Annotated in this window: 14 protein-coding genes and 1 riboswitch; of the genes, 3 read left to right on the top strand and 11 right to left on the bottom strand. The window is 31.6% G+C overall.

Translation table 11 applies throughout. The annotated features are described in order from the left end of the window. Positions 1 to 133: 133 nt before the first annotated feature. The 6 genes from EL082_RS08735 to EL082_RS08760 all read right to left on the bottom strand — a co-directional run bounded on the left by EL082_RS08735 (position 134) and on the right by EL082_RS08760 (position 7900). Positions 134 to 1492: a TrkH family potassium uptake protein gene (locus EL082_RS08735; protein WP_002465610.1), complete on the bottom strand. Its 1359-nt coding sequence runs from the start codon at positions 1490 to 1492 to the stop codon at positions 134 to 136. A 16-nt stretch (positions 1493 to 1508) separates the two neighbouring features. Further along, positions 1509 to 3308, bottom strand: coding sequence for a trypsin-like peptidase domain-containing protein (locus EL082_RS08740; protein ID WP_103286265.1), 1800 nt, complete (start codon positions 3306 to 3308; stop codon positions 1509 to 1511). A 201-nt stretch (positions 3309 to 3509) separates the two neighbouring features. After that, complete coding sequence (locus EL082_RS08745) at positions 3510 to 4310, bottom strand: TerC family protein (RefSeq protein ID WP_002465607.1); 801 nt, start codon at positions 4308 to 4310, stop codon at positions 3510 to 3512. 69 nt (positions 4311 to 4379) lie between these two features. Then, a riboswitch (yybP-ykoY riboswitch) is annotated at positions 4380 to 4491 on the bottom strand. A gap of 124 nt (positions 4492 to 4615) precedes the next feature. After that, complete coding sequence (locus EL082_RS08750) at positions 4616 to 6178, bottom strand: peptide chain release factor 3 (protein ID WP_002465627.1); 1563 nt, start codon at positions 6176 to 6178, stop codon at positions 4616 to 4618. After that, positions 6178 to 6426, bottom strand: coding sequence for a YueH family protein (locus EL082_RS08755; RefSeq protein ID WP_015365212.1), 249 nt, complete (start codon positions 6424 to 6426; stop codon positions 6178 to 6180). Before EL082_RS08755 ends, EL082_RS08750 begins: the two co-directional genes overlap by 1 nt. Then, positions 6416 to 7900: a UDP-N-acetylmuramoyl-L-alanyl-D-glutamate--L-lysine ligase gene (locus EL082_RS08760; RefSeq protein WP_002465615.1), complete on the bottom strand. Its 1485-nt coding sequence runs from the start codon at positions 7898 to 7900 to the stop codon at positions 6416 to 6418. Before EL082_RS08760 ends, EL082_RS08755 begins: the two co-directional genes overlap by 11 nt. 603 nt (positions 7901 to 8503) lie before the next feature. Here EL082_RS08760 and EL082_RS08765 point away from each other — a divergent pair. Further along, entirely contained in the window at positions 8504 to 9679 is a 1176-nt protein-coding gene (locus tag EL082_RS08765; protein WP_002465636.1) for a diglucosyl diacylglycerol synthase, read from the top strand. Continuing rightward, on the top strand, positions 9657 to 10844 hold the full coding sequence (gene ltaA, locus EL082_RS08770) for a lipoteichoic acid biosynthesis MFS flippase LtaA (RefSeq protein ID WP_015365213.1): 1188 nt from the start codon (positions 9657 to 9659) through the stop codon (positions 10842 to 10844). The genes EL082_RS08765 and ltaA overlap by 23 nt, the downstream gene beginning before the upstream one ends. Positions 10845 to 10923: 79 nt before the next feature. On the opposite strand, the gene EL082_RS08775 is transcribed toward ltaA, so the two are convergent. The 3 genes from EL082_RS08775 to EL082_RS08785 all read right to left on the bottom strand — a co-directional run bounded on the left by EL082_RS08775 (position 10924) and on the right by EL082_RS08785 (position 14097). After that, complete coding sequence (locus EL082_RS08775) at positions 10924 to 11433, bottom strand: YjcG family protein (protein WP_002465632.1); 510 nt, start codon at positions 11431 to 11433, stop codon at positions 10924 to 10926. A 163-nt stretch (positions 11434 to 11596) separates the two neighbouring features. Then, positions 11597 to 12343: an esterase family protein gene (locus EL082_RS08780; protein ID WP_002465611.1), complete on the bottom strand. Its 747-nt coding sequence runs from the start codon at positions 12341 to 12343 to the stop codon at positions 11597 to 11599. Between the two features lie 191 nt (positions 12344 to 12534). Continuing rightward, positions 12535 to 14097 (bottom strand): alanine/glycine:cation symporter family protein, encoded by a 1563-nt coding sequence (locus EL082_RS08785; protein WP_002465639.1) that lies wholly within the window; start codon positions 14095 to 14097, stop codon positions 12535 to 12537. A 210-nt stretch (positions 14098 to 14307) separates the two neighbouring features. On the opposite strand from EL082_RS08785, the gene cozEa reads away from it, so the two are divergent. Further along, on the top strand, positions 14308 to 15393 hold the full coding sequence (gene cozEa, locus EL082_RS08790) for a lipoteichoic acid biosynthesis protein CozEa (RefSeq protein ID WP_103286264.1): 1086 nt from the start codon (positions 14308 to 14310) through the stop codon (positions 15391 to 15393). Positions 15394 to 15490: 97 nt separating this feature from the next. Here the strand turns inward: cozEa and fabI are convergent, their stop codons facing one another. Together fabI and EL082_RS08800 are read right to left on the bottom strand one after the other, a co-directional pair. Then, positions 15491 to 16261, bottom strand: coding sequence for an enoyl-ACP reductase FabI (fabI, locus tag EL082_RS08795; RefSeq protein ID WP_019235856.1), 771 nt, complete (start codon positions 16259 to 16261; stop codon positions 15491 to 15493). A gap of 204 nt (positions 16262 to 16465) precedes the next feature. Then, a complete protein-coding gene (locus tag EL082_RS08800) occupies positions 16466 to 18310 on the bottom strand; it encodes a monovalent cation:proton antiporter family protein (protein ID WP_002465616.1) in 1845 nt (614 codons plus the stop codon). Between the last annotated feature and the right edge of the window lie 3 nt (positions 18311 to 18313).

Consider the following 18313-nt stretch of genomic DNA (forward strand, 5'->3'; position numbering starts at 1 on the left):
ATTATGGTTAGTTTAACATGTATTTTTGTTTAAGTGATATCACTTTGGATAGATAACTTATATTATTAAGAAAAATATAAAAGACATTTTAAGTATCAACTATCTTTAATACTTAAAATGTCTTTGATTTAATTTATCCAATTTGTATACGTTCTTTAGGGTAGCTGAATTTTTTAGGTTCTTTTCTTCCAGCTATCATTATAATGAATGAGATTAAACCTACACGTCCTATAAACATTAATATCATTAATACAATTTTTGTAATGTTACTTACATCATCTGTTACACCTAGTGTTAGACCACATGTACCAAATGCCGACATAACTTCAAAGAAAACTTGTAAAAACGATAGTTTTCCTTGCTCTGCTACAGATATAATAATCATACTTGTAAAGGTCAAAATGGAAGCCATTGTAAATACCATAAATGATCGTTGTATATCCATAATATGAATTTCTCTATTAAATACTTTAATAGAGATTTTATCAGCAGAATTACTAAAATTGATGACAAATAATATTAAAATAGCAAAAGTAGTAGTACGGATACCACCACCTACGGAACTAGGAGATGAACCTATAAACATCAAAATACTCATAATGATATTGGTTGCATCACTAAAATGGGATACATCAATGGTTTGCAATCCTGCACTCCTAGTTGTTGCTGATTGAAATAGAGAATAAAACAGTGACTGATGCCAACTCATCCCTTTGAATGCATGATTATGTTCTAATAAGAAAATAATCATGACACCAAAAACAAATAAAAATAAATATGTTGATGTTGTGATTTTAGTAAATAATGAAAATCTAAAATTTGTTACTCTATTTTTAATATAGGCTTTGACTTCAAGTAATACTGGAAATCCAATAGAACCTAGAACGATAAGGAACATCACAATCGTTTGCACAAAATAATCTTTGGCATATGGAACAAGTGAATCACCTGTAATATCCAGACCACCATTAGTTGTCGCTGATATTGAAACAAATATTCCCTGCATTATAGCATATTTTAAATCGGGATTATCTCGATAAAAATAAAATGCCAGTAAAAGTGCACCAATAAATTCTATTACAATAATCGTTCTAACTATTTCTAAGATTAATTTGACTGTCCCACTCATTGTATCTTTATTGTTATCAAGCATGATTAACTGACGTTCACGAATACCTATATGTTTACCTAGTACAACCCATAATAATGTTCCAATGGCCATCACACCAATACCGCCAATATTTAGAATGACTAGTATAATAATTTGACCAAACGTAGAATACGTGTCAACAATACTAATTGGTGTTAATCCTGTAACGCTTATTCCAGATACTGCTACAAATAATGTATCTATTGGGTTAACGTCGACACCAGATTTATGAACATATGGCAAATTTAACAATAAAAACGCGACAACAATTGCTGCTAAATAGTATAGAACTATCCCTTGTTGAGGACTGGATCTTTTTAATAGTTGACCAAATATCGACATTCAATTCACCTCAACATTATTTTAGTTTTATATCTATATTAATGACTTTTCCATCTCTATACACTTTAGCCTTTAATGTACTTTTGTCTTCTCTATGACTAAATATAATTTGTCTATATCTTAAATTATCTTCAATTCTTTTCCCATCTAATTCTACTATGACATCATCTTTTTTCAACCCTGATTTATCGCCAGGAGCATTGGGTTTTACTTCGCCAACAATAATACCATTTTTAACACTATTAGGTAATTTGATTGATTGGCGTTCGTCATCATCAATATCAGCTACATTTTTAATTTTAATTCCAGTATTAGGATATTCAACTTTTCCCTCTTTTTCTAATTGATTAGCTATTTTTTGAGCATCATTAATTGGTATTGCAAATCCCATACCTTCCACATTATTCATATCAATTTTCAGAGAAACAATACCTATTAGTTTACCATCTCTATCAACAACTGCGCCACCAGAATTTCCGGGATTAACCGGCGCATTTATTTGAAATGCTTTCATTAGTACATCGTAGCTATCATCTTTATCAATATCTACTGGTACATGTCTATCTAAACCAGAGACTATACCATCAGATACACTTTCTTTGAAATCTACACCTAATGGGTTACCAACTACAATTATAGGCTCTCCTAAAACAAGATGATTAGAATTACCAGTAGTGATGGCTTTTACAGAATCATCTGCACTTTTAGCTTTAATGACTGCTATATCTGACCATTTATCCGTACCGATCACTTTTCCTTGAACCGACTTATTATTACCAAATGTTATCTTTTGCTTATCTTTATTACCAACTACATGCGCATTTGTCATAATAAAAAGAGAGTCGCCCACTTTCTTGTAGACGACACCTGAACCAATTTCATTATCTGCTTTAGATGTATTATTTGGAACTGAAGTATTTTTTGACCCTTCGTTCTCCACTGTTACTACAGATTTTACTGTACTATTCGCACTTTTCATTGTGTCAGTATAATGTTTATTCGTAGGTGTTAAAGCACTGTCATTTGTATGATCATTTTTATTAACATTAGTAAAAATAGCGTTAAGTATAATAATTAATAATATCACTCCAATAATAATAGCTATTTTAGGCCAATGTTCCATAAAGAATGACTTGATAATATCTAGATAATCAGTTTTATTTTCTGTTTTATCACGAGTTGAAGTTGCATTATCTTTCTTTGTTTCAAATTGATTTTGTTTAGCATTTTGATTGCTTTGATACGGATGTTTATTTTCAGATTCAAAATCATGTTTTTTAACATAAGTTGCTTGTTTATTTAAATTACTACTAGATTCTGCTTTACTGTTGTTCTTTTTAGTTTCAAATTCACCACCACTTTTTAGATGATCTTCTTGAAATGTTTTAGACGCTAATTTATCACTTTGATTCTGCACGAGAGTGGAACTTTCATTATCATCTTGATTGTTATCTTGTGATGATTGATTTTTGTGATTTTGATCTCGTTTAAGTTGCTGTTCCTCTGGTAATGTTAATTTCGACTTACTATTTTCATGAGCTTGTTGCGTTTTATTTGATTTATCATTATGATTTGATACTTGATTTTGTTGTTGTTGGATTTCTTCTTTAGTTAACTTTTCTATTCTTGCTTTTCTTAAGTTATCTTTAACTCTTTCTTCATTAACTTTAGCTTGGTATTCATCCTTTTTAGCTTGAATTCTTTCTTCTTGTCTTTGTTTTTCTACTCTTTCCTCTCTTTCTTCGTTATGAAAAAATTCACGACGTTGACGTCGATAGCTTTTACGAGGAATTACTTGTTTTTTATTTTTATCCACAGATAGCCACTCCTATCATTTCAATCAATTACTTTTATTATGACATACTCAATGGGTTTAAGGTAACATTTTTCACAATGATATGTATTACCCTAATAAATAGTATTATGTATATATAAATTTTAATATTTTATTATTAAAACTGCAATGTTAAACAAGCATTAAATAAGACTTCGTAATAATATACGAAGCCTTAGTTCATTATTTCTTATTCTTTTTATTATTTACAGCTGATGTTAACCAACCAATAACAACAAGTAATATTAGGACAGCCCAGAAAATAGATTGCCATAAAACTGTATGTGGGAATTCTTCTGGTAAAATACCTACGTCTTTATGTGCTAATACTAATACGACTAATTTAATACCGACCCAACCTACAATTGCGAAAGCTGCGCCTTCTAAACCAGGATATTTATTTAATAATTCAACAAACCAAGTTGCTGCGAAACGCATTAGAATAACACCTATCATACCGCCTAAGAACATTACTGAAAATTGACCTAAGTCCATTCCACCAAAATGTATACCTACTTTTGGTAGAGTCACAGCGATTGCTAATGCTGCTAACATGGAATCAATAGCAAATGCAATATCTGCAAATTCTACTTTAAATACTGTGCCCCAGAATGCTTTTGGACCAACTTTCTTTTCTTGACCATCTTCGTCAAAGTGATGATCATCTCCGACATTTTCATGATTCTTGTCATCTTTTTTATGGAAGAACTCCCATAAATTCTTAATTGACATATAGATTAAATATACAGCTCCTGCTGCTTGTATAAACCAGAAATTAGCAATGATACTAATTAAGAATAATGCTAAAAATCTAAATACAAATGCACCTAATAAACCATAAAATAGTGCTTTCTTTCTTTGCTCAGGTGGTAAATGCTTTACCATAACTGCCATTACTATTGCATTATCAGCAGCTAAAAGACCCTCTAAAAATACTAAGACTAGTAATACCCATGCATAGGATAATAACAAACTCGGATCCATAGTGGACAACTCCTTTAAATTTAATACAAATAAAGAGACCTATGCTAAATAATAGCAAAGGTCTCACTTAGCAAATACTATTGCCCACTTTACCGGAAGTGAATACTTCGTAATGACGATAAAGTGTAAAATCACTCAAATTTATTCAGTGACTATCAAGTTACTCCCCTCTGACATGAGTGTCATAGGTATTTATTTGTGAATATACTTATTATACAAGCTAATTGATATAATGACAATTTATAATTTTATAACATCACCATTATATAACAACTGATACCCGCACTAGTATATAGACAAACATATTATAATAAACTATATAATTTAATGTCTGGGAACTTTTCTTCAAACCAACGTGTTGCAAACTCGTTTTCAAATAAAAATACATAATTATCATAACGATCGTGTACAAGTATTGAACGAGATGTATTCATATTATCTTTAATATCATCTTCATTTTCAATCCATCTTGCAATTTTACGACCTACTGGTTCCATCACTACATCTACATTGTATTCATTGTTCATACGATGTTCGAAAACTTCAAATTGTAGCTGTCCAACTGCACCTAAAATAATTTGATTCGTATGCAATGTTTTATAGTATTGAATCGCACCCTCTTGTACTAATTGTTCGATACCTTTATGAAAATGCTTTTGTTTCATGACATTTTTCGCTGATACTTTCATAAATATTTCTGGAGTGAATTGTGGTAAATCTTGGAAACTAAAGTCTTGTTTTCCGCCAACTAATGTATCTCCGATTTGGTAATTTCCTGTATCGTATAAACCTATTATATCTCCTGCAACTGCATGATTAACTGTTTCTTTATCATCGGCCATAAATGATGTTGATCGTGTGATCTTTTGTTTTTTATTCGTACGTTGTAAGGTTACATCCATACCACGTTCAAATGCACCACTAACTACTCTCATAAATGCAATTCTATCTCTATGTTTAGGGTCCATGTTTGCTTGAATTTTAAATATAAAACCTGAAAAATCTGTATCAAAAGGACTTACTTCAACATCTTCTTTAGTTTGACGTGCATTTGGCATTGGAGCATGATCAACGTAAGCATTTAAAAAGTTTTGAACTCCGAAATTAGCTAAAGCTGAGCCGAAGAATACTGGTGTCAATTCACCATTTAATAATGCCTCGTTATCAAAATTTTCGCCTGCTTCTTCAACTAACATTAACTCTTCTATTGCTTGTTCGAATGCACTATCATTTTTAATTGCATGATCTTCTTCTAATTCAAAATCATCATTTAGGTGTAAGATATTCTCTTCATCTCTAAATGGTTCAATAGATTTAGATTTTCTATCAATAATACCAAAGAAGTTTTGGCCCATACCTACTGGCCAATTCATTGGATATGTATCAATATTTAATGTTTCTTCAATTTCATCCAATAATTCAAATGGTTCCTTACCGACACGGTCTAACTTGTTAATAAAAGTGAAGATAGGAATACCACGCATCTTACAAACTTTAAATAGTTTTAATGTCTGAGGCTCTATACCTTTTGCACAGTCAATCACCATCACAGCACTATCTACTGCCATTAAAGTACGATACGTGTCTTCAGAAAAGTCTTCGTGCCCGGGTGTATCTAAAATATTAATCTTATAATCATCATAATCAAATTGCATTACAGAACTCGTTACTGAAATACCACGTTCTTGCTCTACTTTCATCCAGTCACTTGTAGCGAATTTACCTGTTTTTTTACCTTTAACAGTACCCGCTTCACGAATAGCACCACTGAAGAATAATAGTTTTTCAGTTAATGTTGTTTTCCCAGCATCTGGATGGGAAATAATCGCAAAAGTCTTTCTTGACTCTACTTCTTCCTTTATATTCATTAATCATTCTCCTTTAGTATTGTTTCAATCCAATTAGTTACTGTACTTGCTAATTTCTGGGCTTCTTCTTCATCATTAAATGTGAAAAATTGCATCAATAACGTATCGTTAATTTCTGCTCGAGTTAAATCAATTGCAACTTCAACTGACCAAAATTGATCAGGTATAGCAATAAGTACTGTTTCATTCAACCTATGAAAATATACTTGAAATGGGGAAGTGCCCCCTGTATATTCTCTAATCTTCAACAGGTCCACCACCAAATTTTTTATACGCCGCTTCTAAACCAATTAAGTCATCACGGTGTGGTACCTTTACATGCCCGGGCATAATTTGATAAGGTTCTCTACCTTTTGAAGCTAGTACTACAGTATCACCAGGTTCTGCAACATCAATTGCATGTTTAATGCCTTCTGCTCTATCTTCAAATTCAACATAATTTGAGTGAGTGGCACCCTTAGCTAATTCAGCTGTAAGCATTTTAGGATCATCATTGGCAGGATTATCAGGCGTGAAAATAACGTAATCAGCACGACAAGCTACACTACCCATTTCAGGCGTTTTGGTCATGTCTCTTTCACCAGCCATACCTACTAAGAAGATAAGTTTTTGTTTCACAAATGGCTTGACTGCATCAATAAGTTTATTCATTCCGTCTGCAGTATGGGCATAATCTATAATTAAATCTATAGGCAAACTAGGGTCTAATACTTCTAAACGCCCCTCTACTGGTTCAAGTGATTTGACCGCTTCAATGATTTCTTCAAATGTAGCTCCTTTACTCCAAACCGCTATCATCGCTGCCATAATGTTTGAAATATTGAATTTACCTACATATGGACTTTCAACTTGATAACTACCAAATGGCGTGTCAAATTCAAATTTAACACCTTGTAAAGATTCTTCTACATTAATTGCTCTAAACTGTGCATCATTATCTATGCCATACGTAAATACCTCATACGGCGTTACGGAAGCTAGATATTCTGAAAAATCATCATCATTGTTTAATACAACATATTTTTCTTTAGCGAGGTCTTCACCTAATTGACTAAATAACAGCGATTTAGCATGTCCATATGCTTCCATTGTGCCGTGAAAATCTAAATGATCTTGAGTTAAATTAGAAAAAATGGCAACATCAAATTCAACGCCTCTTAAACGACCTAATGATAATCCATGACTAGATACTTCCATTGTCATTGCTTCAGCACCTTCATCAACAGCTTCTTTAATTTTTTTAGTTAGAGATACTGTTTCCGGGGTTGTATTCGCACCTTTTGTTTTTGTTTCGTTTATTTGGAATCCATTTGTTCCTAAATAAGCACTATTTTTATTTAACTTTCTATAAATTAAATGAATCATAGTTGCTATAGACGTTTTACCATTTGTTCCTGTTACGCCATATGTAACTAATTGATGACTTGGAAAGTCAAACAATTCATGTGCTAATAAACTCGCCACTCTTAAAGTGTCGGGTACTATAATTTGAGTCACATCGCCATTTAAGTCTTGCTCTCTATTGACCACAATGATGCTACATCCTTGATCTACTACATTTTGACAAAACTTATGGCTATCAACTGTATAACCTTTTGATGCGACAAAAATACTGCCTTCTTTAGCCGTTCTTGAATCAGTAGTGATATCTACGACTTCTTTATCTAATGTTCCTATTACTTGTTTTACTCGAATTTTTTCGAACAATACACTCGCATTCAAAATGAATCGCTCCTTTTTTTACAATAAGTCTATTATACACGTTTTGGTGACTATGATAAATTTATTCTTTCTATATAAATACCAGTTAATCCTAAACAATTTTAACTGACTTATTTTATGCCAATTTCTTATAATATTAGTTTATTGATTCTATAGCGATTAAGTCGCGTTATTCCTTTGTATGTTCAAGAGGAATATTAATTTAGCTTATTCAAAACTTTGAAAATGTAAATTTATACCTTATATATTAATCTACTATTAAATAAAACTAAAATTCTTGTTATTTGATAGATTTTAATAATACATATTTGTTAAACCATGCTAACATTATAAATAGATTATCAACCTTATATAAAGTAATTATAAAGAAAATCCATCACTTGTATTAAGTTCTTTCAAATTTATTTTTAAGATAGTTGTGGTATAATGCATAAATACAATTTTTCAAGCAATGTCATATTACCCTTTTAAATTGTAATTAAGACTAAATTGCTACAAATCAATGGTATTTCATGTACACGTAATCACGATATTCCTTTTATAATGTATTAAAATACGTTACACTTATTATAAATTTTAAAAATTAACGGAGGGTGGCTTTTAATGGTTACTCAAAATAAAAAGATATTGATTATTACTGGTTCTTTCGGTAACGGTCATATGCAAGTTACTCAAAGCATCGTAAACCAATTAAATGAAATGAATTTGGACCATTTAAGTGTGATTCAACACGACCTATTTATGGAAGCGCATCCTATTTTAACTTCTATATGTAAAAAATGGTATATCAATAGCTTTAGATATTTCAGAAATATGTATAAAAACTTTTATTATAGCCGCCCTGATCAACTAGATAAATGTTTTTATAAATATTATGGTCTAAATAAATTGATTAATATACTCATTAATGAAAAACCAGATTTAATTTTATTAACATTCCCTACACCAGTTATGTCTGTTTTAACAGAACAATTTAATATCAATATTCCAGTTGCTACAGTGATGACTGATTACAGAATGCATAAAAACTGGATTACACCAGAATCTGATCGCTATTATGTAGCCACTGAAGATACCAAGAAAGATTTTATCGAAGCAGGCGTACCTGCCTCTCAAATTAAAGTCACGGGAATCCCCATTTCAGATAAATTCGAAGAACATATTGATCAAAGAGCTTGGTTGAGTAAACATCACTTAGATCCTGATAGACCTACAATATTAATGTCTGCAGGTGCTTTTGGTGTTTCAAAAGGATTCGACCAAATGATTAATGAAATTTTAGAGAAAAGTAAACATTCACAAGTTGTTATGATTTGTGGTCGTAGTAAAGAATTAAAACGCTCTTTACAAGCTCAATTCAAAGATCATCCTGATGTTCTCATTCTAGGTTTTACAAAACATATGAATGAATGGATGGCATCAAGTCAATTAATGGTTACAAAACCTGGTGGTATTACAATTTCAGAAGGGCTTACTCGTTGTATTCCAATGATTTTCTTAAATCCAGCTCCAGGACAAGAATTAGAAAATGCGAATTATTTTGAGGATATGACGTTTGGTAAAATTGCCAATACACCTGAAGAGGCTATAGATATCGTTACGCATCTTACAAATAATGAATCAATATTAAATAAAATGACTTCAAACATGAGAGAATCTAAAATTGAGTATGCCACTCAAAAATTATGCAAAGACCTATTAGAACTATTAGGCCATTCTTCGCAACCAGAAGAGATTTATGGAAAGGTGCCTTTGTATGCAAGATTCTTCGTTAAATAACTATTCTAATAATAAAAACTTTATAATTATGCTTGTCATTTTATTTCTTATGGAATTTGCTAGAGGTATGTACATATTAAGTTATATTAACTACCTACCTACTGTCACTTCTATTGCAGTTGCAGTGACATCTTTAGCATTTTCTATACATTTTATAGCAGATGCAGCTACAAATTTTGTGATTGGCTTTTTATTAAAGAAGTTTGGCGCTAAATTAGTATTAACTTCTGGGTTTTTACTAGCATTTCTAAGTTTATTCTTAGTTATTTGGTTCCCATCATCACCAATAGTCATCATAATTAGCGCAATCATGCTTGGTATAGCCGTTAGTCCTATTTGGGTTATCATGCTATCAAGCGTTCAAGAAGATAAACGTGGTAAGCAGATGGGTTACGTATATTTTGCGTGGTTGTTAGGTTTATTAGTCGGTTGGGTAGTAATGAACTTCTTAATTAAGATACACCCATTACATTTTGTATTTATGATGTCTTTAGTCGTATTAATCGCATGGATATTATACTACTTTGTTAATATTCAATTGACTAATTACAATACTAAACCTGTAAAAGAACAATTATTACAGATTGTAGATGTAACTAAGCGACATATTATTTTATTCCCAGGTATATTACTCCAAGGTGCAGCAATTTCAGCTTTAATACCTATTCTACCCACATATGCTACAAAAATAGTACATGTCTCAACGATTGAATATACAATCGCAATCATGATAGGTGGAATTGGTTGTGCTATATCAATGCTATTTCTTTCAAAAATAATTGATAAAAATAGTAGAGGCTTTATGTATAGTATTATATTTGGCGGGTTCATCTTATACACACTTATGATATTTGGATTATCATTAATCACAAATATATATATTGTGTGGGGAATCGCGTTATTCATTGGTCTCATGTACGGTATCTTATTACCCGCATGGAATACTTTTATGGCTGGACACATCAATCCAAAAGAGCAAGAAGAAACTTGGGGTGTATTTAATAGTGTGCAAGGTTTTGGGTCTATGATTGGTCCTTTATTAGGTGGCTTAATTACACAGTTTACTAATAATTTAAATAATACTTTCTATTTTTCTGCACTTATTTTCTTAGTTTTAGCCTTATTTTATGGCTATTACTTTATAAATAGAAAACGTGCTAATTAAATAAAAATGGAGTGAGATAAAGATCTATGTATCATAGATTCCACTATCTCACTCCATTTTTTATAACTATTTATAATTTTTAATTTAACTTAAATGTATCGATAACTTTCCATTTATCTTCTTCAGTGCTAAATTGTAGTAATGATAATTCATCGATTGTCTCTTTATGATCTACCCCTGCTAACTCTACTTGACCATAAATATCTTCAAATTCTTGGCTTGAAAGACCTTGAGCAATTGTAAAATGAGGTACAAATTGATGTTCGGCCTTACCATAGAAATCATCTGTATTAAAACGATCGAAAATTTCTTCAAGTTCATCATTCTTAGCAACTTTAAAGTAAATGACATTATTTACTGGTTTAAAGCTAGATGCTTTAGTTGCATGAATATCAATTGATGAAATACCTTTAATTCGAGTTTCAATTTCTTTTTTAACTGAATCTAAATCCGCATCGTTAATTTCAAATTGAGATTTCACAGTAATATGTGGCATAATTTGCGCATAATGTGTATCATAACGCTTACGATATGCATTTACCTCTTCTTGAAATGACTTTGATGGGATTAAAGCTAATCCTAAAATCATTTGAATTCCTCCTTTGTTTAACCTATTTCCATTATATCAAAATTCTATGAAAACCGTTACTTTAAACTTAAAAATATTTTTTCTATTTTAAACAATATACATAATAATATTTGTACGTTATTAATTTGAATAACGATTGAACTTGATCATTAATAAGTATAATTTACTCTGGTAATTCCTCATCTAAAAAGTATTTTAAAATATCCCCTAATAAAGGTTTCCATGATTTCCAATTATGACCACCTTCAAATTCTTGATAGTGATAACGAACATCAAATTGATTAATAAGTGCATTCAACTCGCGATTAGGTGTTAAGAAGTTAGCTCTCTTGCCATTCGTAGGTAATGTGAAGTCTTCCTCTTCTAAACCGATTCCATGCCAAATAGAAAGTTGTGATTTCGTGTCACACCCCTCAACCTTTTCTTTAACCACTTCATCGTATTGTGGACTTAACATTGCTACTTGGCTAAATATCGTTGGATAGGTTAGGGCTGTAAGTAATGCTATACTTCCAGCTAAACTATCACCCATCAATAGTCGAGCATTCCCCACTTTATAAGTAGGAAAAGTCGCATCTATAAATGGTAATAGTTCTTTACCAACTGCTTGGACAGTTAAATGTGATCGGCTACCTTTTGGATGAAACTCTTCACGACGTTTTTCTACATCTTCATAATGAAAACCAACAATAATCGCTCTTTGAATTTCATTATCTTTACGTAGCTTTTCATATTCTCGTTGGATTCGTCCAAACCTTAAAAAATCCAAACCGTCGAAGCATATAATCACTTGGTATTTAAATAAATCAGTATATTCTTCAGGCAAGTAAATAGAAATAGTAACATCTCTTTCTAATATGTCACTATAAAATATATGTTTGTTAATTTTACCTGGTTTAAATTCAGACATGTTAAAACGCCCCCTAGTAGTATTATTTATATTGTACCAAGAGACGTTATATTTTTAAATTATGTGCGTTATGAACTTTGATAAACACTGCAAAATTAAATCAGCAATATGTTAATTTGTTGTACTTAATCTAATAATGACTTACAAATGATAACTAATTACTCTAATTCTTTAAATAATAAACTCATTATTTATTTTTCATTTTTCAATCTTTCTGGATAAGTTTTCAACCAAAATATTGCATTAGGAATTTTCTTTGCATCAGGCTTGTAAACCGCATGGTAGCCAGAACCCAAATGTGCCTTTTGTCGTTCATAATCTTTGAGGGCTTCTAACGCAGGTTTATGCAATATCCAAATTGCTATAATATTCAACCATGCCATTAATCCAACACCTAAATCCCCTAAAGCCCATGCGACATCGGCTGTTTTAATTGAACCATAAAAAGTTGCAAATAATAAAGCTAATCTTGCTATGATAAAGAAGATGTGTGTAGTACTTTTACTTTGATGTCTAGTTAAATATGCTACATTAGTCTCTGCGATATAGTAATAAGCCAATATCGTCGTAAAGGCAAAGAAGAATAAAGCAATGGCAATAAAGTATGAACCAATACCAGAAAAATGGGGATCAAAATGGTAACCACTTCCATGGAAAGCTTTATCTATACCTGCTTGAGCATACATTGCAGTACCTGAATAATCTTTACTGCCATCTGCATTTTCTACAAATATTCCTCCATCTTTGATTAAATGTGGTGTGCCATTCGAATTAGTCTGACCATCTGTTACGTTATATGTACCTGAAAGTAAAATAATGAGTGCTGTTGCTGTACATACAAATAATGTATCTACATAAACTGAGAATGATTGAACGAGTCCTTGTTTTGTTGGGTGAGAAACTTCTGCAGCAGATGCGGCATGCGGTCCTGTCCCTTGTCCTGCTTCATTAGAATATAACCCTCTTTTTACACCTATCTCAATCATGGCACCGACTATACCACCAAACGCTGACTGTAACCCAAACGCAGATTTGAAAATAAGTGCAAATAAAGCTGGAACATGTTGGATATTAATAATAATAATGACTATTGCCATTAATATATATATGACTGCCATAAACGGTACAACTGCTGTAGCAACATTAGCAATTGAACGTAATCCACCAAAAATAATTAATGCTAAAATAATGACAACTATAATAGCTACTATCCAATTCGGAACATTAAAAGCATTATGCATAGAGCTTGCAATTGCATTTGATTGTACACCGGGTAAGAGTAGACCTACTGAAATGACTGTAACAATCGCGAATACTAAACCATATATTTTCCCGAATTTTCCACCTATCCCATATTCAATATAGTATGCTGGTCCACCTCGATATTCTCCCTTATCTTCACGTTTAAAAATTTGTCCTAAAGTGGATTCAATAAATGCACTACTCGCACCTAGAAAGGCGCTAATCCACATCCAGAATACAGCGCCTGGTCCTCCAATAAATATAGCAGTCGACACACCTACAATGTTACCTGTCCCTACACGCCCTGCTAATGACATTGCTATAGCTTGAAAACTTGTAATACCACTTGGTGACTTTTCCCCTTGGAACATTAAACGTATCATCTCTTTAAAATGTCTCACTTGGAAAAAACGCATTCTCAAACTAAATAAAATCCCTGTTAATAATAGTCCGTATACTAATGGTTTACTCCAGACGAGATCATTTAAAAATGTAACGATTTTTTCAATCATCGTATACCCCCTTAATTATTATCGATTAAAAAAATTATACAATGTACATTTACACTTTACAATATATTTTCAGAATTTTCATTAAATAATATGTATTTTTAACTTACTCAATATGACACTTTATCAATCATGACTCTTTTGTAGCTTTTCAATTTGAGATATACTATATAAGACTATAAAAAATGAAAATTTTCAGGAGGATCTATATATATGTTAAACAAAGTTTGGTTTAGAACCGGCATAGCTCTAATTATGTTGTTCATACTCATCAAGCTATTTATGCAAGTGCATGAAGTATTTACACCAGTTGTAACTATCATCGGTTCTGTTTTTCTTCCTTTTTTAATTAGTGGATTTTTATTCTACATATGTTTACCATTTCAAACATTATTAGAAAAATGGGGATTCCCAAGATGGGCAAGTATTTTAACTATATTTGTAGTATTAATTGCAATTATCGCTATTGTTGTAGCATTTATCGCACCTATCATTATTTCAAATATTAATAACCTAATTAAACAAACACCTGCCTTACAAAGAGAAACTGAGCGTTTAATCAATTTCTCACTAACACAAATTGATAAATTACCAAGTGATGTCACACATCGAATTAATAACATGGTTAAATCAATGGGAGATGGCGTGACTGATGTGTTATCTAACTCAATTTCATATATCACATCATTAATTTCTACTATCTTTTTATTATTCATGGTACCGTTCTTCCTTATTTACATGTTGAAAGATCATGAAAAATTTATTCCTGCTGTAGCTAAATTTTTCAAAGGTGAACGTAAAGTATTTGTCGTAGATTTATTAAAAGACTTAAACTATACATTAAAATCTTACATCCAAGGTCAAGTGACGGTGAGTGTTATTTTAGGTATCATTTTGTATATTGGTTATACAATAATCGGCTTACCCTATACACCGTTACTTGTTTTATTCGCTGGTGTTGCCAACTTAATACCATTCTTAGGCCCATGGCTATCTTTCACGCCAGCAGCTATTTTAGGTATTATCGATGGACCTTCAACTTTCATTTGGGTATGTGTCATTACGTTAATTGCTCAACAATTAGAAGGTAATGTCATCACGCCAAATGTAATGGGTAAATCACTTAGCATGCATCCATTAACAATTATTGTTGTCATATTAGCTGCAGGTGATTTAGGTGGTTTCACTCTCATTCTGATTGCCGTACCTTTATACGCAGTGTTAAAAACAGTTATTAGCAATATCTTTAAATATCGTCAGCGTATTATCGATAAAGCAAATAGCAATGTCAAAGATTAATCTTATTTATAAAACAAAAAGACCAAGTGATTATTTTATTAATCACTTGGTCTTTTATTATGTTATAAGTAATATACATAAATAGTTAATAACTCAATTATTTAATTGCGTGGAATCCACCATCTACATGAATATTTTCACCTGTAACACCACTTGATAAGTCACTTAATAAGTATGCAGCAGTTTTACCTACTTCTTCTTGATCCACATTACGTTTTAATGGTGAACGTTCTTCAATTTCTTTAAGAATAGTATTGAAACCACCAACACCTTTTGCACTTAGCGTACGGATAGGACCTGCTGAAATTGCATTAACACGGATATTATCTTCACCTAAGTCTAATGCTAAATATTTAACATTGGCTTCTAAACTTGCTTTGGCAACACCCATAACATTATAGTTTTGTACTGCAAATTCGCCACCTAAATAAGTAGTTGCAACTATGCTACCGCCTTCAGGCATTAATTTTTTAGCTTCGTGTGCAACAATTGTTAAAGAATATGAACTAATATCTTGTGCTAATAAGAAACCATCTCTTGAAGTTTCAGAGAAACGTCCTCTTAAATCTTCCATATTTGCAAATGCGATTGAGTGGTAAACACCGTCTATATTACCTACTTCTTCACCAATTTTCGCAAATCCATTGATAACATCTTCATCACTTTGAACATCAATTTGATATAAACGTGCTTCAGGTTGATTTAATTGATCTAATAATTTTTCTAATTCTTTACGGCTACGTTCTTTACGATATGTAAATACTAATTTTGCACCTAATTGGTCCAATACTTTTGCAACACCAAAACCAATACTACGTTTATTAGCAATTCCCATAATGACGTAAGTTTTATTTTCTAGATTTAACATGCAAATAACTCCTTTAATTTAGATATATGTTAGTTTATTTCAAACGTTTCCTTCTTTATTCACTCATCATATTCTAACACTTTTAGTACCAGATAATAAAGTATTTTAGATTGGTATAACTTCAATCATCAATTTAGACTTTCTTCATCAATAACAAATCGCCTGTAAGTATTCCTTATACTTACAGACGATTGCTATTATATATTAATAATAAAATTCTAATTCTTGTTTTAATTCGTCAACATATTCTTTTGAACCTGTAACAATCAATCTATCTTTATAGCGCAATTGTGTGTCACCGTGTGGAACGATAGAATCATTGTTACGGACAATTCTCACGAAGATTATATCTCCACCGAATGGGAAGTTACGTAATTGCATATTTTCATATTGGTGATTCAACATTTGAATTTCATATAGAGACGTTTCTACGTTACTTAATAAGTTAAGCATATTTGGTGTTTCTATTAATCCTTTAAGTAAAATCTTATTACTTAAGTAGTTACTGAAAATTTCAATACCTAATGATTTCATTTCCATATCTTCATTAGTACTTTCTAATCTACAAATAACACGTTCAACACCATGTTCTTTAGCCATTAAAGCCACTTTTCTATTTATTTCATCATCATTCGTCGCACAAACAACAATATCACGATCAAATAGACCTAATCTTTCTAATATCTCTTGTTCATAGTCAGCTATTTCAATCATTGTAATTTCATCGGATAATTTTCGACTGTCACTTAAATCCTTACGATAATAGAGTGAAATATCGTATAGTTGTGACGTTAAATTCTGAGCAATTGGAATAGTAAGTTGGTTTTTACCAATTAAACTAACTTCTATACGACGATTCATTTCATTTGGCACAGGGAATAATTTTTTAAAGATGACTGGTACAAATACACATGTAATTACAGCACTTAATATCAGTAACCCTGATGTTTCAGGTGAGATCGTCTTAAGTTGTTCAGCAATTTTAGCTGCTGCAATCACAAGCGATAACGTCGATGTTAATAAAAAACCAGAGGCAATCGTGGTTTTCAAATCAAACCAACGTTTGATTAAGAATACTGGTATCAACTTAGATACAATAAATGCCAAGATTAATATTGGAATAATAATCAGTAATGATGGTTCTTTAACAAGTGACGGAATATTTAAATCGACTCCTACCATAATGAAGAAAATTGGAATAAAGAATCCATAACCAAAGGAATCTAACTTTTCAACCATTTCTTCGTCAGGATTTAATAATGACACTACAACACCGGCTAAAAATGCACCGAGTATGTATTCTGCCCCTACGCCTTCAGCCAAAGCTACAAGCAATATAATAAGCGCAAAGACGGCACGAATACCAATTTGAGTTGTACCACCCATTAACTTTTGTAAAAACGACATACGCTTAAATAGTACACCGATAACATAAAATACGATTGTAAATACAACTAATATACCTGTTAGCCAAATCGTACTACCACCATGGCCGTTCACCGCACCATATATAGTTAATAATATCATTGTGACTAAATCAGCTAATACCGCTACTAATAGGATAAATTGTCCAATCGTAGTTCTCATAATGTTCATTTCTTTTAATGTCGGTACTACGACGCCTAAAGAAATTGTTGAAATGATAATAACCATTAATAATACATCGTCGATTAAACCAAACCATTTAAATGCAAAAGCTAAAATGATTGATACAATCATGATTAAACCGAAAACTAACATAGCTAGATTTAAATGCCCAGGCACTTTCTTTTCTTCTTTACTTTCACCTTGTCGTGGGCGTGAATCCTTTTTAAACGCATTAAAATCAATTTCCAAACCACTTAAAAACATTAAAAAGATAAATCCTAATGTTGAAAGAATATTAAGCATAGAATCTTTTGTTACGAGATTTAAAAATGAATTTCCTATGATAATTCCCATTAAGATTTCAGCGACAACCACTGGCAAAAAGTTGATATTTAACCTATTAACGATAATAGGTGTTAAAAATGCAGCAACGACTACAATCACAAGTGATAAGAACTCCATTCG

Source organism: Staphylococcus warneri, assembly GCF_900636385.1.
Taxonomy (GTDB): Bacteria; Bacillota; Bacilli; order Staphylococcales; family Staphylococcaceae; genus Staphylococcus; species Staphylococcus warneri.